Origin of the sequence: Desulfatitalea tepidiphila (genome assembly GCF_001293685.1) — a bacterium.
Lineage (GTDB): Bacteria > Desulfobacterota > Desulfobacteria > Desulfobacterales > Desulfosarcinaceae > Desulfatitalea > Desulfatitalea tepidiphila.
On sequence record NZ_BCAG01000003.1, the window covers coordinates 1,895,012 to 1,919,827 of the forward strand.

General features: G+C 51.0%; 22 protein-coding genes. 2 read left to right on the forward strand and 20 right to left on the reverse strand.

Annotation, left to right across the window (positions count from 1 at the left end; genetic code table 11):
• Positions 1-145: 145 nt before the first annotated feature.
• The gene (locus DFT_RS13120; protein WP_054031626.1) at positions 146-1,243 is read right to left on the reverse strand and encodes a glycosyltransferase family 4 protein; all 1,098 of its coding nucleotides are present in this window, start codon (positions 1,241-1,243) and stop codon (positions 146-148) included.
• Entirely contained in the window at positions 1,240-2,415 is a 1,176-nt protein-coding gene (locus DFT_RS13125) for a glycosyltransferase family 4 protein (protein ID WP_054031627.1), read from the reverse strand. The genes DFT_RS13120 and DFT_RS13125 overlap by 4 nt, the downstream gene beginning before the upstream one ends.
• A gap of 313 nt (positions 2,416-2,728) precedes the next feature.
• Here DFT_RS13125 and DFT_RS26510 point away from each other — a divergent pair, with 313 nt between their 5' ends.
• Positions 2,729-3,016 carry a transposase gene (locus tag DFT_RS26510; RefSeq protein WP_054031617.1) on the forward strand — a complete coding sequence of 96 codons (288 nt, stop codon included), beginning with the start codon at positions 2,729-2,731 and terminating at the stop codon, positions 3,014-3,016.
• Positions 3,006-3,800: a transposase gene (locus DFT_RS13135; RefSeq protein WP_235506258.1), complete on the forward strand. Its 795-nt coding sequence runs from the start codon at positions 3,006-3,008 to the stop codon at positions 3,798-3,800. The genes DFT_RS26510 and DFT_RS13135 overlap by 11 nt, the downstream gene beginning before the upstream one ends.
• A 231-nt stretch (positions 3,801-4,031) precedes the next feature.
• On the opposite strand, the gene DFT_RS13140 is transcribed toward DFT_RS13135, so the two are convergent.
• The 18 genes from DFT_RS13140 to DFT_RS13225 form a co-directional block, all read right to left on the reverse strand.
• Positions 4,032-4,415 carry an archaeosortase/exosortase family protein gene (locus DFT_RS13140; RefSeq protein WP_054031628.1) on the reverse strand — a complete coding sequence of 128 codons (384 nt, stop codon included), beginning with the start codon at positions 4,413-4,415 and terminating at the stop codon, positions 4,032-4,034.
• A complete protein-coding gene (locus DFT_RS13145) occupies positions 4,394-5,629 on the reverse strand; it encodes a glycosyltransferase family 2 protein (protein ID WP_054031629.1) in 1,236 nt (411 codons plus the stop codon). Before DFT_RS13145 ends, DFT_RS13140 begins: the two co-directional genes overlap by 22 nt.
• 228 nt (positions 5,630-5,857) lie before the next feature.
• On the reverse strand, positions 5,858-7,024 hold the full coding sequence (locus DFT_RS13150; protein ID WP_161807154.1) for a DegT/DnrJ/EryC1/StrS family aminotransferase: 1,167 nt from the start codon (positions 7,022-7,024) through the stop codon (positions 5,858-5,860).
• Between the two features lie 40 nt (positions 7,025-7,064).
• Positions 7,065-8,210, reverse strand: a complete 1,146-nt coding sequence (locus tag DFT_RS13155; protein WP_152971979.1) for a GNAT family N-acetyltransferase — start codon at positions 8,208-8,210, stop codon at positions 7,065-7,067.
• 91 nt (positions 8,211-8,301) lie between these two features.
• A complete protein-coding gene (locus tag DFT_RS13160; RefSeq protein ID WP_054031632.1) occupies positions 8,302-9,138 on the reverse strand; it encodes a hypothetical protein in 837 nt (278 codons plus the stop codon).
• Positions 9,139-9,163: 25 nt separating this feature from the next.
• Entirely contained in the window at positions 9,164-10,723 is a 1,560-nt protein-coding gene (locus DFT_RS13165; RefSeq protein WP_054031633.1) for a class I adenylate-forming enzyme family protein, read from the reverse strand.
• A gap of 144 nt (positions 10,724-10,867) precedes the next feature.
• Positions 10,868-11,140: an acyl carrier protein gene (locus DFT_RS13170; protein WP_054031634.1), complete on the reverse strand. Its 273-nt coding sequence runs from the start codon at positions 11,138-11,140 to the stop codon at positions 10,868-10,870.
• A gap of 256 nt (positions 11,141-11,396) precedes the next feature.
• A complete protein-coding gene (locus tag DFT_RS13175; protein WP_054031635.1) occupies positions 11,397-11,759 on the reverse strand; it encodes a GxxExxY protein in 363 nt (120 codons plus the stop codon).
• 57 nt (positions 11,760-11,816) lie between these two features.
• A complete protein-coding gene (nadE, locus tag DFT_RS13180; protein ID WP_054032458.1) occupies positions 11,817-12,809 on the reverse strand; it encodes an NAD(+) synthase in 993 nt (330 codons plus the stop codon).
• Between the two features lie 74 nt (positions 12,810-12,883).
• Complete coding sequence (locus DFT_RS13185) at positions 12,884-13,792, reverse strand: DUF3473 domain-containing protein (RefSeq protein WP_054032459.1); 909 nt, start codon at positions 13,790-13,792, stop codon at positions 12,884-12,886.
• 229 nt (positions 13,793-14,021) lie between these two features.
• Positions 14,022-15,374 carry an outer membrane beta-barrel protein gene (locus DFT_RS13190; protein WP_054031636.1) on the reverse strand — a complete coding sequence of 451 codons (1,353 nt, stop codon included), beginning with the start codon at positions 15,372-15,374 and terminating at the stop codon, positions 14,022-14,024.
• 27 nt (positions 15,375-15,401) lie between these two features.
• Positions 15,402-15,992, reverse strand: a complete 591-nt coding sequence (locus DFT_RS13195; protein ID WP_054031637.1) for a polysaccharide biosynthesis/export family protein — start codon at positions 15,990-15,992, stop codon at positions 15,402-15,404.
• 417 nt (positions 15,993-16,409) lie between these two features.
• Positions 16,410-17,801: a TIGR03013 family XrtA/PEP-CTERM system glycosyltransferase gene (locus tag DFT_RS13200; RefSeq protein ID WP_054031638.1), complete on the reverse strand. Its 1,392-nt coding sequence runs from the start codon at positions 17,799-17,801 to the stop codon at positions 16,410-16,412.
• 59 nt (positions 17,802-17,860) lie between these two features.
• Positions 17,861-18,718 (reverse strand): polysaccharide biosynthesis tyrosine autokinase, encoded by an 858-nt coding sequence (locus DFT_RS13205; protein ID WP_054031639.1) that lies wholly within the window; start codon positions 18,716-18,718, stop codon positions 17,861-17,863.
• 51 nt (positions 18,719-18,769) lie between these two features.
• Positions 18,770-20,356 carry an XrtA system polysaccharide chain length determinant gene (locus DFT_RS13210; protein WP_054031640.1) on the reverse strand — a complete coding sequence of 529 codons (1,587 nt, stop codon included), beginning with the start codon at positions 20,354-20,356 and terminating at the stop codon, positions 18,770-18,772.
• A gap of 1,347 nt (positions 20,357-21,703) precedes the next feature.
• A complete protein-coding gene (locus DFT_RS13215; protein WP_054031641.1) occupies positions 21,704-21,901 on the reverse strand; it encodes a hypothetical protein in 198 nt (65 codons plus the stop codon).
• Positions 21,902-22,349: 448 nt separating this feature from the next.
• Positions 22,350-23,225 (reverse strand): glucose-1-phosphate thymidylyltransferase RfbA, encoded by an 876-nt coding sequence (rfbA, locus tag DFT_RS13220; protein WP_054031642.1) that lies wholly within the window; start codon positions 23,223-23,225, stop codon positions 22,350-22,352.
• Positions 23,226-23,456: 231 nt separating this feature from the next.
• Entirely contained in the window at positions 23,457-24,554 is a 1,098-nt protein-coding gene (locus tag DFT_RS13225) for a golvesin C-terminal-like domain-containing protein (RefSeq protein WP_054031643.1), read from the reverse strand.
• Between the last annotated feature and the right edge of the window lie 262 nt (positions 24,555-24,816).

The following is a 24,816-nucleotide window of genomic DNA, read 5'->3' on the forward strand; positions in this document are numbered from 1 at the left end:
CAAATCGATTACGATCAAAATGGCAATATTTCTATATTATATCTATAAGTTGAGTGCTATTTGAAAAACTTTAACCGGACATTAGTGATTCAAACTAAAATGATAATCGGAACTGATATCGGTTACAACTCAACAGCCTATTGCCTTATTGAAGGTACAAGTCTTCATACCGTTTAACCATCTTTTCTGCAGTGAAATCTTGTTCAAATAATTGTCGCCCATTTTGTATACAGCTATTTCGTAAACAATCATTATCAAGAAGATTTATAACTGCTGCAGAAATTCTATCAGGCTCTCCGGGAGGCACTAAAAGTCCGGTGATTCCATTTTTGATTGCAGTACTGACTCCTCCAACATCGGTTGCTACCACAGGAATCCCGACTGCCAAGGCTTCAAGCAGAACCATTGGCAGACCCTCCCATAAAGACGGTAGTACATATATATCCAGAACTGATAATATTTCGGTCATATCAAGGCGAGGTCCCAGAAAAAGAACGTGACTACTGATGCCAAGTTTTTTGGCTTCTTTTAGCAAATTTTGCCTCAAAGGGCCATCACCTGCAATTAAAAGGGTTATTTCTGCATAACGCCTAATGAGATTGGGCATGGCACGCAATAAATAAATAATACCTTTTTGCTCAGTGAGTCGGACTCCAAGACCTATAATCGGACCTTTACGAGTTAAGCCAAGCTCGTCTCGTTTCAATTTGGGGTTGAAATTATATTGGAAGAGTTTTCTATCGATTCCATTAGGGATCATTACAATTTTTTTGCGTGATATTTTTTCATAACGATTTAAGTTTTCACATGTATGATCAGATACACCGACGATTTTAGAAACAAAATGTGATAAAAACCACTCAGAAAACATATAACGTTTTTTGTCCGGAAAAGCCCTTGCGTGATCAGTGTGAATAATTTTACGAACTCCGGTTAACAATCCGGCAATGGTTCCGTCAATCATTGCCTGAGTATTGTGAGTATGAATAACTTTAAATGCACCTTCACGAACAAATCTTGAAACTTTAATGAAAGATAGATAATCGGGTTTTGAACTATTCTTTGGCAACAAGAAAAGAGGGATTTTCAATTGATTAATTTTTGTAGCTAATTCCCCCATCTCGTTTAGGCAGAGTACTGTAACGTTAAATTTGTTTTTATTAATACAACGGCAAATATTGACGACAACCTGCTGCAATCCACCTATGGCGAGATCATGCGTAATGATTAAAAGATTTTTCATTGTTGATTTAATAGTCCTTTATAAATTTTTTCTATCTTTTCAATTGTGCGAACCATGGTGAATTTATTTACTCGCAAGAGTGCATTTTTTGATATGCTTTTCCGTATGGAGCTATTTTTTATCAACACCAATATCTTTTCGGCAATTTGTTCACTTTCCGGTGGCACTAGAAAACCACTGACACCATGTTCTATACTTTCCACTGCGCCGCCTAAATTAGTAGCAATAATAGGCTTACCTGAAGACATCCCCTCTAAAATGACATGAGGAAAAGGGTCGGGTTTTATAGAGGCATTAATCTGAATATCTAATGCGTTAATGATATCGGGTATATCATTCCTATACCCTGTTAGAATGACTTTATGCTCAAGTCCATGTGTTGTAATCTTATTCAAGAGATGTTTTTCGAACTCAGTGTCAGTTGATGAATTCTTGCCTGTATCACCAACCAATAGACAATAAAAATCTGACATCTCCTCATTTACGAGATTTAAAGCATCGATTAAAAGTTCTTGTCCTTTCCAACGACGAATATTTCCGATTAAACCGATGATAGTAAAGTTTGAAGGTATATTGAATTCAACTCTTATATTTTCCGCAGTTTTTTTAATTTTATTTCGGAATACATCGGGTGATATCCCATCATGAACGGTTTCCACTATTTCGGGGGCTATACCTTGTCTTTTAATATTGATTGCAATTACATCTGAAACTGGCAAAATCTTCTTATACTTTTTAACCATAAATCGAAAAAAGAGTGTTCTGGGGTAATTTGTAAAGTTTCTTTCGTGAGTTACGCATGGTATGTTGGCCAAAGCGCATGCCACCAACCAATTGAAATACCCTCCGCTGACAGAATTATTTAAGTGAACTATCTTAATTCTATTTTTTTTGATATAAACAAGGCATTTAAATACAATAAAAAAATTTATTAGAAGATTAATAACTTTGCGTATTACACTTATTCTGAGCTTTGAAAAAGGCTTCACATGAAATATTTCAGTCCTGCACTCTTTTTTGAAAGTATCAATTAAGGAGTGAGATTCATAAAATAACGCAATGGGCTCAAATTGCATTTTATTGAGATGTTGAATAAGGTACAAAAGACAATAATGGGAACCGCCAATTGTGCCATCGGCAGTTTGTTCAACAAAAAGAATTTTATTCCGCATATAATGCCATCATCTTATGATTTGAACAGAAATTAGGTTCATCCGGCTAAAGCGTACCTTAGGTTGAAAAAAGTGGACATCCATGTCTTTCAAAAGGCACCACAACAATTAGAAAGGCGTCTCGGATGTCCACAAGCTGAGACCTTTGCACAACCACCCTCCCCAGCCGTGCGCATTACCTGGGGTGGCCGCATATTTTACTTCTATCTCGCTTTAAAAATTCGCATAAATACTACGAAATACGTTTATCCTATTGTTATCTATGTTTATTTATGTCATAATGCTTCTAAATTTCAATCTATCAGGAGGCATCATGGCATACCGTAAACCCCAACGCTACTTTTCCTTCGCCGACCTTGCCGTCGAAAAGCATGCCGATAAAAACCGCGCCCTGGCCGTGCTCAAGCAGCTCAATTTGACCATCGACTGGAATCCTATCAAAAAACTCCTGGACCAATTCTACCAAACCGGCAAACAGATCGAAGGCGGCAAGGCCTACCCGCCCCTTTTGCTATTCAAATGCCTGCTGCTTTTAAAAATGGTTTCAGATCCCCTCCGACCCGGAGCTCGAAAGCCAGATCAACGACCGCATCTCCTTTAAATCCTTCCTGGGATTGCCCCTGGATCAGGCCGCTCCGGATCACTCCACCTTTTCCAGATTCCGCAGCCGCCTGTCCAAGCAAGCCATGATAAAGCTCAACAGCGCGCTGCTTGCCCAGCTGCATCAGCACGGGATCACCGTCAATGAAGGCGTCGCCATCGATGCCCGCCTCGTTAAATCCGCTTCAAAACCAGTCTCAAACGATAAGCTCACCGAGCTTCGCGACAAAAACGCCGGCCCCGACGGCAACCTGGATAAAAACGGCAATCCGAAAAAATTCTCCCGCGATCTTGAATCCGACTGGACCATCAAAAACGATCTCCCCCATTTCGGCCTGAAAGAACATGCCGCAGTCGAGGTGGAAAATGGACTGATTTTGTCAACCACCCTCACCCCGGCCTCCCACAGCGACTCGACCTATCTGCCCTATGCCACCATCTACAGCATGCATACCGATCAGAAAATCGATGTGGTCTATGCCGACAAGGGCTATGCCGGCGCCCCGAATCGAAACTTTCTTGCCATGAACCAAATCGCCGACGGCATCATGCGAAAAAACAATATCAACGCTTCCCTTACCGAAGCCGAAATCGCCAGAAACAAATCCATCTCCAAAAAACGATACATTGTCGAACAGTATTTTGGCCTGGCCACCCTGTTTGATGATCGCAGCCGGGCACGGTTTACCACCATTGTGAAAAACAGCATCGATGCCATGTTTAGGCAGTTTGCCTTCTGCAACCTGCAAAAAGGGGCCCGGATTTTAAGGCGCCTTCCCGCATAGCGGGGGCATAGGTGCGCCTGGAGCCTCAGATCCAGGCAAATCGGCTCTGGGACAGGGCCAATATGGGGCAGTCGAGCCATTCCGAAAGCGAAAAAAGTGCTCCGAACCGCCGACCAGTCGGCCGCAAGTTGAAAAGTGCGCTCCGAAAATAATAAACTTGAGGAATGCAACCTCAATTCAAACCTCTCAGGGGCAATGAAACCAGTCCAATGATCGATATCGGCACCGGGATCATGAATAGAAGAAAAAAAGGGGAAATGCTAGTTTCTTGAAAATGACCGGGCCATAGTTGTAAAGCACCAAGCCGATCAGTGAGAACACGATCATGCTGCGCGCAGCAACCGCAATGGCACCCGCAAAACTGAGGATGTATACAACCAGGCTGGCAATGAACAGCAACGCCCCCCGCAAATCCATTTGGGGCGAGAGGTCCTTGACTTCGTCCCGCTTCTGCCAAATGAAGAAGGCGGCGATGAACGGCACCAATATCCCGTGGGAGTTGTTGGAATCATTCAGCCATGTCTCGAAAAGGCCGGGGTATAGCGGGAAAAATACGGCGGCCCACAGCAAAAGCAGCAGCCCGGTTTTGATGCTTATCGTTTTGAAGGTTCCCACAAGGTGGCCCTTTCACCTTTGAAGTATTTGAACCACGCCCAGGCGATGGCCATATTGACAGATGAAAAATAATAGGCGATGCGGGCAATCTGATCCAACACAGATCGCAGATAGATTGCCGCAGTAGCTCGTTCAGGGGGTTTTGCTTTTGTTGAAGAGTTTCGGGATTGATTTTGGAACCTGAACCATAGTGCGGCGATATACAAACTGAGTTGCAGCACAAGGAGCGCGACATAAATCGCGCCGGCATCAAGCAGCACGGCATTGCTCACCAGGGCCAGGGCAAGGAACAGGGGCACTGCCCAGCGGCAGAGTTTGTGGCTGACCAACTGCCACGCAAACAGCCCGTGCCGGAAAGGGTTCATCAGTTGGCGGTTGCGTAACAACACTGTGATTCCACGCAAAACGGTCCTGACTTTGCGCTGAAACTCTTTACGCTCGTCGGCGATGTTTTCGTAATAGCCGATGCTGTCAGGATCGGATATGCCCTTCATGCCGTGCTTCACGGTGTTCAGGAGCGTGTTGAAGTCGCTTTGCAGGTCTGGAGCCCAGTCGCGGCAGACTTCACTGCGGGCGGCGAAGAAAGAGCCGCTCATTCCGACGAGGGTGTTGACCCTGGACTCAAGCGCCCGCAGGAACATTTCATATCGAACGTAGAGGCCCTCGCCGCTGACACGGCCATCCTGATCGATAAATCGGTCTTCGCTGCTGACGCATCCGATGGCAGGATCCTGGAAGTTGCTGACGATCCGTTGCAAGGCATCGGGCTGCAGCACGGTGGCCACATCCGAAAAAACAAGGATATCGCCGACGGCGGCCCGGACAGCATGCATCTGGGCGTGCTCTTTGCCTTTGCGTTTGGGCGCCCTTACAAGCTTGACGCCTCGGTCTGCGTAGCTGCTGACGATCCCGTCGGTTCCATCACTAGAACAGTCCGAGGCTACGATTATTTCCAGCTTCTCCGCAGGATAGTCCAATGACAGCGAATTTTCCATTTTCCGGGTGATGCGTTGTTCCTCGTTGTATGCAGTGACGATAAAGGATACGCGGGGCAATTCATGGGAGGCTCGCGGGCCATGCGTGTCATCGGAAGTCCGCGCGTTCCTGTCAGTTTTGAACAGGCGCTGCCAGGCATCGATTAACATAAGGAAAATCACATAGCCAAAATAAGCATAGAATACAACGAACAAGCTGAACCAAAAGATGAATTTCATAGATATTTGAGCCTTAAAGGTATCGTCGTCTGGGTGTGCGATTTTTGCGGCTAATGCATATTTGATGGACTCGTAAACAGTCGCAGAAGCGTCATGCCGGCGAACGCCGGCATCCAGAAGCTTATTGCAAACACTGGTTCCCGGCTTTCGCCGGGATGACGGTAAAAAACTGATTCCGGGCTTTTTACGAGCCTTTCATATTTGGATGCTGGATAGATGCATCGAAGACTAATCCCCTTTTATCCAGCGGGAAACATTTCGAGCAATCTTCCTGGCCATGTCTGCACCGATGGCGTGATGGGTAGGCAGGGTGATAAGCTGCTGCCCCAGTATTGCCGCGCCATCACACTGCTGGGAGGTATCAACGGCAAAGGCCATTATTTCTGGCTCCTGGTGAAGTGCATGGGGATAAAGGCGGCGTACACCCAGTTGCCGGAGTCTTGCGGTTAGGCGCCCCGCTCGGCCCAGCACCGGGAAGCGCGGGAATACCGGCGTGCATGTTTCCTGCAAAGACACCAGGTGGCGCGCTGGGATCTCCCTTTGGTATATGGCGGCGATGGTCCGCCGATGGTGATTGAGTTGAGGCAAGGTGGCCATCATGGGTTTGATCAATTTCATCAAGGCGGTCGGGGTTCGCCCCACCGGAAAACCAGCGTTAAATTCGGTCTGCCCAAGTCCCAGGGGCAACGCTTCGGCAAGGCCATAAAGAAGCGGGTGGGCTGCAGGCTGTGTTATAAAGCTTGCAAGAATGGTTTTCCAGCCTGTGCCTTTTCGTATGCCTGATACAATCTGCGCCGGGTTGAACCGCCGGGAGATCAATGCGCCGCCGCCGCCAAGGGGCAAAGGTTTGCCGCGACCGAAACTGAGCAGCCCAAAGTCGCCGATGGCACCGATGGGCTTTCCATTCAAGTCTCCACCCAAGGCCTGGGCGGCGTCCTCAATATGCCAGGCCCCTGTCTCCCTGGCCATTTGGCCAACGGTGCTCACATCTGTGGGGACCCCCAGTAGGTGTTGGGTGATAACGGCCAATGTGTTTCGGCCCAGGTTTTTCGACACCGAGTCAGTTACTGGTGCGAAGGTCTGCGGGTGCAGGTCATAGAGCCGGATTTTCAGTTTGGCCTTGGCTACTGCCGCAGCCACAGAGTAACAGGTGTAGGCCGGCATCAATACTTCGTTGCGTTGACCCGGGTCTTTTTCCGATAGACCAACAAGCAAACGGCACAGCAATGCCCTTCCGCTTGGACCCAACAGGCAGTAGGTGGTGCCCATGGCCTGGCACAGCGCCTGCTCCGCATCAGCGCTGTTGCATTTTGTACTCTGAAAAAAAACAGTGAGCGGAATTTTCGATTCAGCTGGCGGGTACCGCTGCAGGCGGCTGTAAACACTGGTGCTCATTTGTGTGTCACCCATATGCCTTGTCGGACGCTGGCCTTCATCAAAGGTCGATGTGCTTGCGGATCATGGGGCCAACGATGCGGGAAATCGCAACGGGCAGTCGGGACCAGAGGGATGCAACCATTTCGCGACGCTTGCCATTTTCTTGTTCAAGAGGGCCGGATTGGTGCATTTTGCCCTCATCGAGCCAAATCGTATACCAATACATTGGTTGCGGTTGTGCGCCCCACTGGGTTTTGAACCGGTAGGTACCTTCGCCCGGTGTGGAACGGCCGAAATCGAAGAAGCGATACCCCTTGTCGGCGGCAAATTCCAGCATGTGCCAGTAGAGCAGCATGTTGGGGCTGTCTTTGCTAAACTCGCGCAGGGCCGAGGCCCATGGGTTGATCATGACATCTTTGAATCCTGCCATGAGTGAGGCAGCCACGGGAGTATCGGCCTTGTAAACCACTACGATCCATGCCTGGTTTGGCAGGTAGTCCATCACACTGCGCGGCAATGCCTTGTTGTGTACCGGCGAGCCTAAGTCGCGCATGTTGTTGCTGAAAACATGATAGAAATCGCCAAAGAGTTCCACCCCCCCAACGCTGGCGCGCAGACCGGCCTTGGTTGCACGATTGATTTGGCTGCGCAGCTTGGATTTGAACGATTTCATCAATTCTTCGGCACTGCGCGGCAGGTGCAGTACCATACGGGCTTTGTGGCATTTTAAGGTCCAACTGGCTTCTGGGGGCATTTGCCCGTCGGCAGGTGCATTAATGAACTTACCCCAACTCACCGGATGATTCGTGGCCGATGCAACCCCATTCTCCAGCGTGTTGAGTTTGTACAATTGGCGCAGCTCGATCCTTTTGACGCGAAGCGTTTGGCCAAGGCGTACAGCCGCTTGAATGAGTTGCCGTTCTGTCTCCTCAGTATCTGAAAGAATGCCGCCGTGATCGAAATATGGCATGGATACCAAGCGGTTCCCGAACAGTGGGCTTCTCAGGTGCACCAGCGGTAAAAGGCCTTTTAAGTTGGATTCAACCTGTCCAGGTGCTGGATGTGGATCATTACTCACCGCTGCCAGTGCATAGGATGTATAGCCATATGCGCTTGTGATTATTTTCTGCCAATGGGAAGTCAGGTAGGCATGAGACATAGGGTGCCCAGCCACGTATTGGTCCCATTTGGCATCGTCTTGCATTTGTATGACTTGTATCATAGAGCGGTTTGGGCTCGCGGTTCGGGACCTTTGATATTATTATGTTTTTTGAGTTATTCGAGGTTACTCGGCTTTATAGGGTGTTTACCAGTAAAAGCAGCAGCTGTTCGGCGACCCGCTTCCTGCCGGCTTCGTTCAAATGACCTCCATCGTAGGTATAGGCAGGCACGAGGTGGTAATAGGTTTTGCCATTGGACTCGAAGGTGGCCCGACGACCATCGGGAAATGTCGATTCGATGGTTGCGATATCGAGCACAGGCTCTTTTCCGACGTATGTTTTGCGAATCATTTCGTTGTATTCATGCCTTTTGCTGTTCTCCACGATTCCACCTAAAGACCGGCCTAATATTTTTTTTGCCCATGCTTTGGGTCCGTCTTGTATGGTAGTCAGGGGGGCGGTCGTGTGGATGAAGGTTGTATCCGGGTGATTGCTCTTCAGCTGTTCGAACGTATTTTTATATGCATCGAAAAGCGCCTTTACATCTGTTTTTCCGTTAATATCGACATAGCAAAATTTAAAAAACATAATATCCGCTTTGGCGGCACCACCTGATTTAGCGATAAAAGCGAACATATCCAGTTTGGATTTGGGATCCGTGTTGTAACCGATCCTCGAGTGGGCGATGGTCCCCTGCTTAAATGATTCGGGGTCGAAGTTCTCTTCGATGGCCAGCTGTATTTGCTGGTTTTCCTTCAAAAGCGCCTGTATTCCGTCGAGGATATTGTAGCCAACGGACTGATGCCCGAAGTAAATTTTCTTGCTGGATAACTTTTGCCAGACGGAATTGGGCACATCGGTGAGTTGTTGATATTGAATGATTTTATCTTCCACTTGTCCTCCGTTGCATGCGATAGGAATCAGTGACAAAAAGAGGGTTAGAAGCAATATAGGTTTCATGGTTTGAATCATTGTTAACTCCTGGTGTTTATCAGTTCTATTGGGTTGATGCCAGTTGGATGCATCCTTGGCGATCAATTTTACCGTTTGCGTTTTTCGGGAGTGCTCGTAATGAGATAATAGTTGTTGGCCTTTTGTGGTTGGGCAGGCTGCCGGCGCAGTTTTCCATTAATGTTTTGACTGAGCATCCTTCGTCTTTTGGAACAATCAATGCTACCAGTTTGTTTCCCATCAAGTCGTCTGGCAGGCCAAGTACCGCGGTTTCGATTAAAAGATCGGTGGAGATTAAAAAATCTTCGATTTCTACGGGATTTACGCGATGCCCGCTGACTTTTACTAATCCATCCTTTCGCCCTGTGACGTAGAGAAACCCTTCATTATCTCGATAGCCGGTATCGCCCGTGTAATAACCATGTTTATTAAGAACGCGCGCGGTGTCTCGCGGGCCTTTCCAATACCCCATCATGATGTTGGGCCCATCTGCTACGAGAACGCCTTCTTTGCCATCTGGCACTTCCTGGTTTTGCTCGTTTATGACGCGAACAGTCACATTTGGGATGGGCTTGCCGATGGATTCTATTTTGGTTTCAAAATATTCCGGCGGCAGATACGTGAGGCGCGCGGCAGCTTCGGTGGCGCCGTACATGATGACGATTTGGGTGTGGGGCGGCAGCGCTTGGCGCAGGGCCAGCTTGATCGATTTGGCCATATGGCCGCCGGCTTGACTGCAGTAACGAAGTGCGTAAAGTTCGGATTTGCGGCTGGCCAGGGGTGATCGGTTGAGCAGGTAGGCGTAGGTTGAAGGTACGCCGGAGAAGCTGGTGACCTGCTCTTGTATCATTTGGTTGACGACGTCGGCCGGGTACATGAAACGGTTGTTTATGACGATGGTTGCGCCGGCGGCGATATGGGTGTTGAGGAGCGATTTGCCCATTACGTAGAAGAATGGGAGGACGACCATTTGGATGTCGGATGGAGTGATGCTCAAATAGCTGCAGATGGAGTTGGTATTGGATACGATGTTTTTGTGGCTGAGCATAACGCCTTTTGGTTTACCTGTTGAGCCTGAGGTGTAGATTATTGAGGATAGGTCATCTGGAGAAATATTAGCCACAGACACACACTGACACACACTGACAGGGCCTTCGACTATTGTGGTTTCTTCGAGGGTTTGGACTTTGTAGGGGGTGCCGGCCCATTTTTGTTTTGGATTGCTGATGATCAGTGTTTTCAGGTTCAGGTGGTCGAGGTTGACGGCTTTGAGGAGTCGCTCGGCTTTGAAGTTGGTGATGATTGCCGAGGGTTCGAGGTCGTTGAGCAGGTATTGGAGGCCGTCGGGTTTCAGGCCTGGGTTGAGCGGTGCGGCGGCTGCGCCGGATTTTAGGGTGGCGTAGTAGGCTGTGATGTAGTCGGTGCAGTTTTCTAGGAGCAGGGCTACCCGGTGGCCTTTGGTGATGCCGTTGGCTTGTAAGTGGGTTGCAAGGTTTGTGGCCTGGATGTTGACCTGGGCGTAAGTGGTCCTTTGGTCGTCGTGGATTACGGCGACTTTGTCGGGGTGATTTGCTGCTGAATTTTCCAGGAAATTGTGGATTAGCATTGGATTAGCCACAGACACACACGGACTTACACAGACGATAAAGAAAAAGATTCACCGCTGAGGCGCAGAGTTCGCAGAGGGTTTTGGGTTGCCTGCGGCGCTTTTTTCCCAGATGGGCATTCCATCGATATATCAGATGCTGGGTTAGCCTATTGCGGCGGTTTTGAGTTCGGGGTTGGCTTTCCTTTGGAGGAAGGCGGTGACGTTGTTGATTGAATCGAGGTTTTCGGGGATGAGTTCGTCGTCCTCGATTTTGATGTTGAATTCCTCTTCGAGGTAGGTGACGAGTTCGAGGACACCGGTAGAGTCGATGATGCCTTCTTCCAGGAAGGAGGTGTCGTCGGTCAGGCCTTCGTCGTTGCCGAAGAGGAAGTTTTCCAGGATGAAGGATTTGATTTTTTGTTTGATCTCGGTCATTTTATGCTCCTGATATTATTAGCCACAGACACACACAGACTCACACGGACAAAGTGAAAAAACACACACTGACTTCATTGGCCACAGACACACTCAGACTCACACGGACAAAGTAAAAAAACACACACTGACTTCATTGGCCACAGACACACTCAGACTCACACGGACAAAGTAAAAAAACACACACTGACTTCATTGGCCACAGACACACATGGACTTACACGGACACAATAAAAAAAAGCACATGATAACTTTGCTACAGGATGAACCGCTTGATCTGGGCTTTTGGATAGGTGAAATTTACTAACATGCCTATTTCGTAAGGTGTTGCTTTCAGGTAGTTCAGGATTTGGGCTTCGTGTATTTTTTGCAGGTGATCGACAGATTTCAGCTCCAGGATGACCCTGTTTTCCACCACTATATCGGCGAAATATTCACCGACCATTTTTCTTTTATAGGTTACCTTGATCGGGACTTGATTTTGCGCTTCCAAGTTTCTTTCTCTTAGTTCGATCAAGAGCGCATTTTCGTATACTTTCTCCAGAAAGCCTGGCCCAAGGACTTTGTTTACCTCGAATATGGCTCCGTTGATTTGGTATGTGAGTTGATTGATTTCCATAAATGAAATTGGCCACGGACACACACGGACTTACACAGACGAATTTACTGTGTGTGGCTAATTCTTGATCTCTGGTACTGGTTCGATGAGCTGGGCCGGCAGATGGAGGTAGCGGGTGGTGGTGCGTTTGGTGTCGATGTCGTCGTAGACGCGTTGCACCTGATCTGGTGTCAGGTCTACGGTGGGTGCTACCTCATCTGGTGTATAGCCGTTGTTTTTGCCGTAAAGGCACAGGTCCATTTTGTCGTAGGGCAGCGAGAAGTAAAACTCGTCCTGGCCTTGCGGCATGGAGTAGGTGTCTGTAGTCGGCGCCCGATGGCAGATGGCCTGGGGGACGCCGAGATGGGCGGCCAATTTGTAGACCTGGGTTTTGTATAAGTGGGCGATGGGTTTGATGTCGGCTGCACCGTCGCCGAGTTTGACGAAAAAGCCCTGGTCGTACTCGAGTCGGTTTGGGGTGCCGGTGACGGCATAGTTGAGCCGGTCGGCGTGATAGTATTCGAGCATCTTACGGGTGCGCTGTTTGAAATTGGTGGCGGCAACGATTTCAAGATAAGCTTTGAGCGGGAGCCGCTCCTTGACGATAGTGCCGTCCGGGGATTGGGCGACGATGGAAAAAAGGTTGAAGCCTTTGGTTTCGGTGGCGTTGGGGATGACGATTTTGGATTTCCAGCCGTGGTCGTATTGGGGGATGGCCTGGCGCACGGCTTCGTCGTAGCGATTGTAAAATCCGAGGGCTTCCAGGATGCCGGAGATGTCTTCGTGGGCTCGGTCGACGTGGAAGGTATCTGCGACGGCGGTGCTCAGGTCGAGGGTGTCGTCCGAGGAGTGGCGTTCGGGCATCAGGAGGCCAAAGACGCGTTCCGGTCCGATGGCTTTGACTGCAAGGGCTAAACAGGTGCTGCTGTCGATGCCGCCGGAGAGGGCGACGACCAGGCCGCGGCGTTTGAGTTGCTTGCTCAGGATGGCGCGGATCTGGGAGGTGATTTTTTGGGCTTCTTGTTCCAGATCGAGGTCCAGGAGGTTTTTGGAGAAGGGCTTGTTTGGCATTTGGGGGCCTATTTGTGTTTTTTTCTGGATCCCGGCGTTCGCCGGGATGACGGTAAAAGCGAATTCCGTACTTTTCACGAATCCATCAAGTTTTTCAGGTACTGGGTGCAGGTTATGAAGTTGGATGTTTCAAATTGGGTCAGGAGATTTTTCAGGCGCTGCTGGGTTTTGTCTAAGTTCAGGTAGTGGCGCCAGCGCTGGAGGATTTGCTTGACTATATCCACCCTGCGATCTTGCTCCATTCTGCCGGTTCCTACCCTGGGTTGTTGGGGATCGATCTCCCAGGGGTGCATGTAAAAGAGATAGGCGTTTTGCCTGGATAGGATTCTGCGGACGCCTTTGGTAAAGAGTGCCGGGGGATAGAGACGGAAATAGCCGCCGCCGCCCCAGGGGATGGTTTGGTTCAGTATACTTAAGTTGCTGATTGGCAGCTCCGTGAATTTTTCTTCGAGCTTGATGGCAATGCCTTTTCTTGGGGATCCGTTGGTACTGATTTTGCCGTATCGGCCGTGTTTGTCAAAGGAGTTGTAGCTGGAGTCGTAGGTGTACCCGGCTTGTTTGATCAGGGTTAAGATTTGATCGTTTATAGAGAAATTGGGGGCACGATAGCCGTGGATGCTTGTGCCTGTAATGTCTTCGAGGCGTTTCTTGCTGATTTCAAGATCCTGGCGAAGGGTGGCTTCGTCCAGGTGGGCATTTAACAGGTGGCCCTCTCCGTGAGAGGCGACTTCGTGGCCCCGGGACTGGATTTCACGGACCATGGATGGGAACCTTCTGGCGATCCAGCCGAGCAAGAAGAAGGTGGCCTTGGGGGCTGGATTGAAGCTGTCGAACAGGTCGAGCAGGCGCATGGTGTTGTTTTCCACGCGGCAGGTCTGGTGTTCCCATGTGTGGGGTGGGAACCAGGGGCGGAGGTTTTCCACTTGGAACCAGTCTTCGACGTCGATGGTTAGCAGGATGTCGGTTTGTTTGGTTAAATGCATTGGGGGTTTGTGGGTGGATGCGCTTGGTTTGATTCGGTCTTCTTGCTTTTGGTTCTTTTGATCGTCATGCCGGGGGGAGCCGGGGTTCAGTATTTCAGAATTCTGGATGCCGGCCTTCGCCGGCATGACGGGGTTGGGACTGCATGCTGGATCGAGTCCGGCATGACGCCTCTGCGAACTCCGCGCCTCTGCGGTGATTTGCAGATTTTTACGAGACTGTCAATTTGGATCAATTCAGGCGGAATGGGGTTGCGGGGGCCATTACGACGCCCAGGAAAACACGGTTTTCTACGTATTCTTCGGTGACCAGGTCGGATTGGCTGTCCCTGTAGCTGTAGGTCAGCTCGATGTTCATCCATTGGAGCGCTTGATATCTGAGGGTTGCGCCGGCATCCCAGAGTTGGTCTTCCCTTTCCGGCGTCTCGTCCGGATATTCGTCGTAGCGATAGCCGCCGTACAATTCGCCGATGGCACGAGTCGAGAAATTGTAGCCGATGGTTGCGCGGCCGGTGTAATAAATGTTGAGGCCGAGATCCTCGACGCCCCTGTCTGCGATCTGATAGCCGCTGCCGCCGATCAGTTCCAGGTAGCTTCTGCGGAACGACCAGCGTTTGGCGATTTCGGAGTTGACCAGCCAGCCGTAATCGTCTTCATCGTCCACGCCTTTCAAATCCTGGAACAGGTAGCCGACGGACAGGGTGAAACGGGCGTCCTCCTGGAATTCCCACCTGAACCCGATGGCCGGTTCATAGAGCTTGTAGTCGATATCGGCAGCCGGATCTTCGTCGCGGTCGAAATCCAGTTCGGTGTGCCGGTATTCCAGGTAGCCGGATACATGGCGGGTGAAGGCATGCAGCAATCTCATGTAGCCGGTGTATTCTTCGCGGTCGTTGCGTTCGTCGTAGCTTCTGTTGGAGTAGAATCCGTCGGCCTCCACTCCCCAGCGCTGGGTGAACCAATATTCCAGGCCGATCCGAGGGCTCACCTCGTTGTAGTCTTCGGCCGTTTCGCCGATCGGGGTGTCGATGTCCTCACGATAGTTGAAGCGGACGGCGGTTTCGATGTTGTCGCGTGTGCCGAACTGGTGCCGTAAGGATGCGTCGGCGCTGTAGGTGCGGTAGCGGCTGCGGCCGCGGCGGTTGGGATCGGCTTCGATGGGCGCGCCTTGGGTCGGGTCATCGGGGGTGTAATCCGGCGCCTCATCCAAGGGATCTTCGGTTTCCAGGTAGTCGTTGACGAACTCGAAGCGTGTGTTGCGGCCAAGCTGTTTGTAGACGAGCAGCCGCGCGCTGTGCCGCCAGTAGTCCAGGTCCGAGTTGTCGGCAAAGGTGCTGTAGGTGGGGGTGTAGTTCAGTTCCAGGCCAGCCGTGCGTCCGACGATCTGGCCGGTCAGGCCGAGACCCGCGGTGGTGATGAAATCGTCTTGTTCGTTGTCCGGGGTCAGGTAGATGTTATCGTTGTATTCGCCGCTGACGATCAGTTCCGGCCTGAACAGGAATTGGGCGGCCTCTGTGCTGGTCGTCAAGGACATGATGGCGATGAGTGTCAGAAGGATCAGATGGGTCAGCCGCTTTGGATTCACCGTGGTTTCCTTTCGATAAAATCGATTTTATGGAACGATGATGGTGTCGTCGGCCAGGATTTTTACGTTCTGACTGAAATCTTTGTCGTTGACAATATCTTTGTAGTTGATGCGGATCACCTTTTCTTTGCCGTCCACCTGGCGGAAGAGGATGATCTCTTTTTTGGAGGCCCATTCGGTGAACCCGCCGGCCAGGGCAAAGGCCTGCAGGACGGTAAGGTTTTTGGTCAGGGGGTACTCGCCGGTGTTCACGACTTCGCCCAGGATGTAAAAGCGCTGGCTGGCGGCGTTGGTGACGGTGACCGTGACGGTTGGTGCCGAGACGTACTCTTTTAATGCCTTCTCGATGGTGCTTTTCAGCTCGGTGGTGGTTCTGCCGGCCGCTTGCACGTCGTTGAGCAAGGGGAAGGATATTTTTCCGTCCAGGCGCACCACGATTTCTTCCCTGGAAAAGTCGGGTTCTTTCCAGGTGACAATTTCAAGGATATCGCCTTTGCCGATGCGGTATTCGTCGGTGGAGAGGCTCTGGTCCTGGGCGTAGAGGATGTTTGCCGTCAGAAGCAGGGTCAGGATGGCGAAGACGGCGGTTTTGGATTGCGGGGGTCTGATGTGCTGCATGGTTTCGGCCTCCCTGGGGTTGATTGGTGGGGGGAGATGAACTGGGACTTTTTTTCTGGATCCCGGCTTTCGCCGGGATGACAAATGAATTAAAGCCGGGCTTAGGCATTTCAGCTGGGTTCCAGAATTTATAAAGGTTCTGGATGCCGGCGTTCGCCGGCATGACGGGGCTGGGACTGGATGCCGGGTGAAAGCCTGCCCCGGACCACGATCCAAGGTCCGGGAAGACGGTAAAACCTGATTCCAGTGTTATCAGGAATCCATCGGTAATGCGTTTAAAGGATCATTACTATGGAATAGATGATCGCTGGTTCTTTGATACAGCTCCGCCTGGTCGATTCCATTTGAACCGATTCGGCGGTGTTGTTGGGATTGCAGCCGGCGGCGGGGGGTCGCCGGTTTCAGGTTATGGCGGTGTCATCTTCCGTGACCGAAGATGACGGTCTTAACTGTTTTTGCGATAATCATAAAGTCCATCAGGGTGGACATGTTCTTGATGTAAAAAAGATCGTAATTCAGCTTTTCGATGGCATCCTCCACCGAGGCGCCGTAGCCGTAGCTGACCTGGGCCCATCCGGTCAGGCCGGGTTTTACGGTAAACCGCTCGCCGTAGTAGGGGATGATGGCCTCCAGCTCTTTGACGAAATGTTCCCGCTCGGGTCTGGGGCCGACGAAACTCATTTCGCCTTTGAGCACGTTCCACAGCTGCGGCAATTCGTCGACCCGCCATTTGCGTATGAAATGGCCGACTCGGGTAATCCGGCTGTCGTTGTCCTGGGCCCACACAGGGCCTGTCATGGCTTCGGCATCGCTGACCATGGAACGAAATTTGTGCACCATGTAGGGTTTTCGGTTTTCACCGACGCGTTCTTGAGAAAAAAGGACAGGACCCTTGGAATCCAGTTTGATGATCAGGGCCACGACGGCGATGAAGGGTGCCAGAACGATCAGCATCAGAAAGGCGACAATGAGATCCGTTGTCCGTTTTATCAGCCTTCTGGCTTTCGATTTATGAAAACCTTCGGAATAGATGAGCCAGCTGGGGTTGATGGATTCGACGGTGAGCTTGCCGGTCAGCATTTCGTAGAAGGTGTTGCCCTCCAGGATTTCGATGCCCTGAACACGGCAGTTGAGCAGTTCTTTGACAGGCAGGAATCCACGCTTTTCCTTCAAGGCCACGATAATCTTCCGGACCCCGGACTGGTGTGCCAGTTCGCAGATATTTTCGTACACCTCCTGGCGGATGACGTTGGTCCTCTGGCCTGCTTTTTGACCGTCCCAGCCATGTCGGGTAACGATATCCGTAATTTGATAGCCGCAGTCTTTCTTATCCGTGACCTGTGCAAAGATCTCCCTGGCGATGTCACTGGAGCCCAGCAGCATGATCTTTTGGTTGAACAGGCCTCGGTTCAGTATCTTGGTGTACCCGATGCGCCAGGAGACGATCATGATGATGACGATGGCCGTGCTGATGATGAATATGCCCTCGGTGATCATGCACACCGGGAAGGTGAAATAGATCAAGGCCAGTATGATGGCCGAGGCCCCCAGGGCCTGAAGCAGGCGAATGCTCAATTCTGTGAGGGTGTCGGTGATTTTTAGATCGTAGAGGTCGTTGTAAAACAGGCACACCTGGCAGGTGATGGTGATGAGCAAGGCTTTGAGCAATAGCGTGTACTCGAAAATGCCGAATGATTCTCCTAAAAGCAGCCGTGTCGCAATGATCACGGAAGTAAAGATGGCGATCCCTTCTCCAAAAACGAACAATGCATTGCGTATGGGGTAGTATTGTTTGAATATTCGCAGCATAGGGATTTTTTTAAGTTCGAGGTTTTAAGTGAAGAATCTTTGTCGGCCGGTGTCTCCGTTCATGTGGGTTGTTCTGGTGTTGATTTGTAATAGGATTTTCCGTAGCCGTAGTATTTTTTGACGGTGTGATCCGAGTGATTCATGACAATGCCCAAGATTTTCTCTTTTCCGAGTTGTTCGATCAGTTCCGAAACGGCGTTGCGGGGCGTCCGGCCGGCTTTCACGACGATGATGATGCCGTCCACGTAGTTGGCGATGGCAGCCGTCTCTGTGGCCAGGGACGGCGGGGCCGAGTCGATGACGATGTAGCGGTCTTCGTACCGTTGGGCCACTTCTTCGAGCAACGCCTTCATTTTCTGGGTGGTCAACAGCTCCGTGGGGTTTTCCGGCGGCTTCCCGGCCGGCAGAATCGTAAGCTTGGGGACGGTCGACTTGGCGAAATACTTGGACACGTCGGATCCGGTGACCAGATACTGGCTCAGCCCGCTGGTTGGCTCCAATCCGAAGATGGTGTGGATCGTGGGCTTGCGGATATCGGCATCGATGAGCAGCACGTGCTCTTCTATGCCCTTGGCGATACTGACCGCCAGGTTAGCGCAGACAAATGATTTTCCCTCTCCCGGCAGGGCGCTGGTGACCATGATGCTTTTGGGCGGCCGGCCGGCGGAAGGAAACAGCAGGTTGGTTCTGAGCACCTTGAACAGCTCTGCCTCCGCGGATTGGGGGCTGTGCAGCGTGACCAGGTTGGGATCGATGCCTTCCGGCGCGGACGGCAGCGGCTGCTTGTGGGTGGCGAGCGGCACCACGTTGCCGTTGCCGGTCTTTTCGGCTTTCGGCTTGCGCTCCGCCACGGATTTGTTCCGTCCGGTCTCCATTGATTTGCCCGCTTTTTCCAAGGCGTCGAATATTTTGCCCATGTTGTATCCTGATCCGGTTAACCCGGGTTTTAATGTAAAGCCTTAGTGTTACTAACCCATGGGTAACAACTTCTTTACGGCACCCACCAACTGCTCCGGCCCTCGGAGGCATACGAATGCGAAAACCGCCAGGAAGGCCAGGGTGATCATCGAAAAAGCGATACTCCCTGCGACATCGAGTTTTCTAAAGAGTATCTGTTTGGGACGAAAGACGGTCGGGATCGAGGTGAGCACCGGCAATTCGAAAAACGTCTCCACATCGTCTGGTTTTCGAAGTGAGGTATTCAGATATTCCAGGAGAAATGCCGCTCCACCGCCGATGCCCAATCCCACGGCGACGACCATCAGAAAGAGCTTGCGCAAGTCAGGCGCAACCGGCTTTTGCGGTACTTTTGCGGAATCGATGATTCTGAATTGCTCGCCCTTCTGTTTACGCTCCATGTTGACGGCAATATCGGCTTCCAATTTCCGGCTCAGCAGGGAATCGTAGGACGCTTGAATATTTTGGTAATCCCTTCTCAGCCCCAATAGCTCCTGTTCTCTTTTGGGGGTGTTCTCCACCCGCTTCTGGTATTCGGCGATCTGGTTCTTCAAATTCACAATTTCGCCTTCAGCGAGTTGGATTTCTCTACGGGCGTCACCGATCTGGCGTCGCAACTCGGGAGAGAGCGATGCGCTTTGCGGCAGTTGGCTGTTTCCATCCGCTGCCTCGGATGATTGCTTGGCTTCGAGTTCTTCGATGAGCTTTTTTGTTCTTAAAAGGTCCGGATGCTTTTCCGTATACCTTGACCTCAGACTCTCGTACTGTTCTTTCAGCTCCTCGAGGCTGGCGCCACCTTCAGCAGGCCTTGTGCCCTCGCCGATAACCACCACGGATTGGCTTCTCGCCGAGGCCTGATTGCTCAGATCCGAGATCCTGGCGCGGGCGTCCCTGAGGTTTTGCTGCTGATCATTCAGGTTCTCCTGCAAGCGATCCAGAATACGCAGATTGGTTTCGAGCTGCTCCGGAAGCTCTCCCATATAGGTTTTGCGATACTCTTTCATGCTTTCCTCGAGTTGCTCGAGGCGGGATCGCATTGACAACAATTCCGAATCCAGGAACTCGCTGGTTCCTATTGCCTGGGATTCTCTGACCTTCAAATTTTCGTCTATAAAATAGGAGGCCAGGCCATTGGCGACACTGGCGATCTTATTCGGGTCCTTGCCTTTAAAGGTGATCGAAAAAGCGTCCGTGCCTCTTCTGTGATCGGAAATCACATCGATGGTGATTTGTCTGCGCAGAATGTCGATTTTTTCTTCCGTGAAGAGATCTCTTTGCGGCGGTTCGCTAAATAAACTGAAGTCATTGATGATTTTCTCCAGATTCGAGCGGCTCAGGATCTGTTGAGACAACGTGTTGATGCGCTCGCCGGGGTCGACGGTCACGATGGATTGCACGAATTGCTGGGGCACCCTTTGGGGTTCTATCAAAATGAGGGTCTTGGCCTCGTATATTTTGGGCAGGGTTATGGACAAATAGATTCCGGCGATCAACGCCAGAAAAAAGGGAATCAGAATCAGCCACCGCCGCCGAAGAACCAGTTCGAGGATGAATTCCGGTGTTATTTTGAATGTCGATTTTTCGTTGGTCTCATTCATGGCTCAACCTTGCTTTGGATGCGGATAAGCGCTGCTTAAGGATTTGGAAACAATACCATATGGATTCATCCCGTTCAACATGGTTTGCCATCTGATATTAAATAGTTCCGCAGTGTTGGCGGATTTGTCGGATTACGAGAGACGCGATGGGCGGCAAATTCGCCATGGCATGCATCGGGGCTTCGCGTGGGCGTGTTTTCTGGCCACGGGGGCAGGGCCGGATCAGGTTGAAGCCTGACGACCTTGGGCCCAACCGGTGACAAAATGTCGTCGGCCATGGTCTTGTTTTGAGTGCCGGCTGGTTTTGGAGCCGAGGGTATGATCCGATTTACCGGCTGACATCCGACTTCATGGAATCTTGTAAAGTGCCTGAAATTGCAGGTTTGCCTGGTAGCTGTCATTGTCCGGTCGTCTTCGATTAAGTTGGTCTTAGGGTCGCTCAGGCCTGTTTACTCCAGTGGCCATCTCAACAATCGATGGTATTACAGCAAGTAATATGCCTGTTATCCGATTCCGCTTCGATTCGATTCCCGTGATTTTCTGCCAAATCGCGTTTATATGTAATTATAGTTAATTATCGGCATCGAAGGGAATTAGATAAGGTTGGGTCGCCACATTTTTTCTGTTTTTGGGTTTTACGATTATGTAAAACGATACCACTTTTTAGAATAAATTATCTTTGGCTGAGAGAAATTTTATCCACACCGTGGTGTTGTTTGCACTGTCACCCCGGCGACTATTATTGCCCCGTCACTCCGGCGAACGCCGGAGTCCAGCAAATACTCTGGAACAGCAACAAGCCCGGGTTCTGGATCCCGGCGTTCGCCGGGAAGACGGGTCGCTGGCATCGGGGCCAGTTTCAACCAACCCTCATTTTCAACAAACCCCTATGACTGGTCGTGGACATCGGGACCGGGTGCAGGCGACCTTGATGACGGGTCGCGGATATCGAGGCTATTCTCAACCAACTTTTTGGTGGGATTTAGAGTGGTGCTGATAGCGGATATGTGTAAGTCTGTGCCATCGTGAAGAAGCCTGGTTGAGCGACGATTCGTTAGACTTGAATCAGAGGAGAATTAGGAACGAGGAAAAGGATCGATACACATATATTTTTGCTGGCAAAGGCAATTTGGCACATAAAACTCCACCCCCCCAAAAAACCATCGATTGGGTTTTCAGGGGCTGGAACGAGTATATTGATTATTGAATTGCCAGTTTCACACAAGCCGTTTGTTACTACAGCACGCCTCCAATCCCAACGCCGCCAGGCGCCACGCGCCTGGCACCGACCTTTTTACCGTTCAGCCATCGATATCGAGCGATTCACATAGCCCTGATAAAAACTCACTATCTGGTTTTAGATATTTTCAACAAAGTCCCGAATCCGATGAGACCAAAACCGATCATTAACATTTTAACGGGTTCTGAGATTCCCAGCAGTAGGCTTTTTTCGGGAATGGTGGTGGGTACTGCACCACTCACACAGAACAGCATCACCATAAACAATGTGCCTAACATAAAAATCAATTTAAACTTCTTACCCATCCCAACCCCCCAGAAGCTACATGATGCAGCATCAACCATTCAATTTGGTATAAGAAAATTACTTGCTATTGTTTAATCAGATGGACGCACTTAGCCGTATAGCATAGGAAGTGCCATATTTGCTCAGGTTGGCATAAATGGTTTATTTTATATTTATTACAGTTGGTTGCTTGGATAGGAGAGTTGAGGAGACTGCCCGCGGAGATCCAAAAGCTATGTAGTTAAATTCACAATTACAGTCTCTGTGTGTAGTTTTATTTCTATGGGACGGGCTTCTATAGTCTGGGATGGGGAAAAAAGGGAAGCGTCCTGCAAAAAGTCGCATAAGCGTCATACCGGCGAACGCCGGCATCCAGAACCTATTGAAAATACTGGATCCCGGATTCCGTTGGGGTGACGGGGAAAGTGAATTCCGGTCTGTTTAGATCGCCGTCATTATCGAGGCGGTCTACTTGAATTCGTATTTCAGGATGTCCAACAGATAGCTGCCGTAGCTGTTTTTGCAAAGGGGTTCGGCCAGTTCTTCGAGCCGGGCGGGCGAAATGTATCCCATGCGGTAGGCGATTTCTTCGATGCAGGCGATTTTCAATCCCTGGCGCTGTTCTATGGTTTCGATAAAGTTGGAGGCTTGCATCAGGCTTTCGTGGGTGCCGGTGTCGAGCCAGGCAATTCCCCGGCCGAGCTTTTCGACGTAAAGTTCACCCATGCGCAGGTAGGTGTTGTTCACGTCGGTGATTTCCAGTTCACCGCGTTGGGAGGGTTTGAGACCGGCGGCGATGTCCAGCACGCGGTTGTCGTAAAAGTAGAGCCCGGTGATGGCCCAATTGGATTTTGGCGCCTGGGGTTTTTCCTCGATGTCGGTCACTTTGCCGGATTCGTCGAACACGGCCACACCGTAGCGCTGCGGCTGCTTGACCCAGTAACCGAATACGGTGGCGCCGGATGTTTTTCGGGCGGCCCTGCGGACTTGGTCGGTCAGGCCGTGGCCGTAATAGATGTTGTCGCCCAGGATGAGGCTGACAGGATCGTCGCCGACGAACTGCCGGCCGATGATGAAAGCCTGGGCCAGGCCTTCGGGATGCGGCTGCTGGGCATAGGAAAAATTCAAGCCCCACTGGGAGCCGTCGCCGAGAAGCCGTTCGAAGTTGGGCAGGTCGTATGGGGTGGAGATGATCAGTATGTCCCTGAAGCCGGCCAGCATAAGCACGGACAAAGGGTAGTAGATCATGGGCTTGTCGTAGATCGGCAGCAACTGCTTGCTGACGGAGCGGGTCAGGGGATAGAGGCGGGTGCCGGAACCGCCGGCGAGGATAATGGCTTTCATGGATTCGGATGCTTTCTCAGGAAATATTATAGGCTGGCATGACGCCTCTGCGATGTCTACGAGTTCACCGGTCAATTGGATCAATTGACTTTTATCGCTTTTTACAAAGGCAGGTCAAGGGGTTGCTGAGTGTTTGATTTGAAGGGGCTCCGGTCACTGAGGGGGCAGCGGTGCCCATGCAAATGCAGGCGTCAGTGACCGGAGACGGGGCGAAGCGGGGCAATCCAACCCCTATTTTGAATACAGGACGGCATCCGCACAGGTGGTGCAGGTGCTGGAGCGGGATTCCACGACGATTTTGGCCGTACCTGAAAAATCGTAGTCGCCCAGATAATTCCAACGGCCGCCGTCGTCACGCTGGTCCACGTAAATGGTTTCCAAAAGACGGGTCCCGTCATAGATTTTTACGGGCACATTCGAGCACCGCGAGCTGTATTCGGTCCACCAGACGGAGACGCCGTAACTGCCGCTCAACGCGGACTGGTAAGTGTAGCTTGTCCCCGATTGTTTGCTGTACAACGATTGGGCGCCATAGGGGTTCGTACCGCCGGAAGCCTTCCAGGTGCCGATCGCCGAGGTTCCGGATTTGCCGTCGTCAACGACGACATTTGTGCCGCCGGTCGCGGCGCTTCCAGCTTTGGTCAGCTCAACCGCATCCGCACAGGTGGTGCAGGTGCTGGAGCGGGATTCCACGACGATTTTGGCCTTGCCCGAGAAATCGTAATTGCCCAGGTAATTCCAGCGGCCGCCGTCGTCACGCTGGTCCACGTAAACGGTTTCCAACAGGTCGCTGCCGTCATAGATTTTTACGGGCACGTTCGAGCAGCGTGAGCTGTATTCGGTCCACCAGATGGAGACCTCGTAACTGCCGCTCAATGAAGACTGGTAGGTGTAGCTGGTCCCCGATGCTTTGCTGTACAACGATCGGCCGCCATAGGGGTTCGTGCCGCCGGAAGCCTTCCAGGTGCCAACCGCGGAGGTCCCGGATTTGCCATCGTCGATAATGACGGTGCTCGTTCCGCTGGTCGAGGTCGTTGGTGATGTCGTAGAGGTGGATGAACCGCCGGACGAACTGGAGTGAAAGGCCACTTCGTTGGAATCGTCGCTTTCCTCGCTTCCTTTGAAAGAGCGCACGATGAAATAATAGGTCGTATTGTCATTGAGATTGGTAATCGTGGTGGAGGTGGCACGCCCTGTCCAGGCCGGATATCGATAATCGTACTGACTGCTCTGAGTCCGACGATAAACGCAATAGCCATCGGGAACCGGAGAGCTCTTGGCTTGCCAGGACAGGGATACTTGTGCAGCGAAGGCCGTTGAGGCGCCCAAGCACCAAAGGGAAAACACCAGGAGAAGACATAACGACCACCAGTGGAAAGGGAATGTCCCTGCCCGAGTGAAAATTTTGGGGCGATGCCCCAATCTTAAATTTGAGTTGTAATTGCAGGCTGTTTGGGGAGTGGTACCGTTTTCAGGACAAGGCATCGAAAGGCGGCCTCCATTTCTTTAAAAATTATTCTATTTTTTACAAGGGATTAACTGAACGGAAGGTCCGTGGCAGAATCACCTTTTAAGTAAACTCTGAGCTTGC

Coding starts and splice junctions, on each gene's coding strand:
- DFT_RS13120 (WP_054031626.1), bottom strand. CDS start 1,243: ATGAAAAATCTTTTAATCATTACGCATGATCTCGCCATAGGTGGATTG.
- DFT_RS13125 (WP_054031627.1), bottom strand. CDS start 2,415: ATGCGGAATAAAATTCTTTTTGTTGAACAAACTGCCGATGGCACAATT.
- DFT_RS26510 (WP_054031617.1), top strand. CDS start 2,729: ATGGCATACCGTAAACCCCAACGCTACTTTTCCTTCGCCGACCTTGCC.
- DFT_RS13145 (WP_054031629.1), bottom strand. CDS start 5,629: ATGAAATTCATCTTTTGGTTCAGCTTGTTCGTTGTATTCTATGCTTAT.
- DFT_RS13150 (WP_161807154.1), bottom strand. CDS start 7,024: ATGAGCACCAGTGTTTACAGCCGCCTGCAGCGGTACCCGCCAGCTGAA.
- DFT_RS13155 (WP_152971979.1), bottom strand. CDS start 8,210: ATGCAAGACGATGCCAAATGGGACCAATACGTGGCTGGGCACCCTATG.
- DFT_RS13160 (WP_054031632.1), bottom strand. CDS start 9,138: ATGATTCAAACCATGAAACCTATATTGCTTCTAACCCTCTTTTTGTCA.
- DFT_RS13165 (WP_054031633.1), bottom strand. CDS start 10,723: ATGCTAATCCACAATTTCCTGGAAAATTCAGCAGCAAATCACCCCGAC.
- DFT_RS13170 (WP_054031634.1), bottom strand. CDS start 11,140: ATGACCGAGATCAAACAAAAAATCAAATCCTTCATCCTGGAAAACTTC.
- DFT_RS13175 (WP_054031635.1), bottom strand. CDS start 11,759: ATGGAAATCAATCAACTCACATACCAAATCAACGGAGCCATATTCGAG.
- nadE (WP_054032458.1), bottom strand. CDS start 12,809: ATGCCAAACAAGCCCTTCTCCAAAAACCTCCTGGACCTCGATCTGGAA.
- DFT_RS13185 (WP_054032459.1), bottom strand. CDS start 13,792: ATGCATTTAACCAAACAAACCGACATCCTGCTAACCATCGACGTCGAA.
- DFT_RS13195 (WP_054031637.1), bottom strand. CDS start 15,992: ATGCAGCACATCAGACCCCCGCAATCCAAAACCGCCGTCTTCGCCATC.
- DFT_RS13200 (WP_054031638.1), bottom strand. CDS start 17,801: ATGCTGCGAATATTCAAACAATACTACCCCATACGCAATGCATTGTTC.
- DFT_RS13205 (WP_054031639.1), bottom strand. CDS start 18,718: ATGGGCAAAATATTCGACGCCTTGGAAAAAGCGGGCAAATCAATGGAG.
- DFT_RS13210 (WP_054031640.1), bottom strand. CDS start 20,356: ATGAATGAGACCAACGAAAAATCGACATTCAAAATAACACCGGAATTC.
- DFT_RS13215 (WP_054031641.1), bottom strand. CDS start 21,901: ATGGGTAAGAAGTTTAAATTGATTTTTATGTTAGGCACATTGTTTATG.
- rfbA (WP_054031642.1), bottom strand. CDS start 23,225: ATGAAAGCCATTATCCTCGCCGGCGGTTCCGGCACCCGCCTCTATCCC.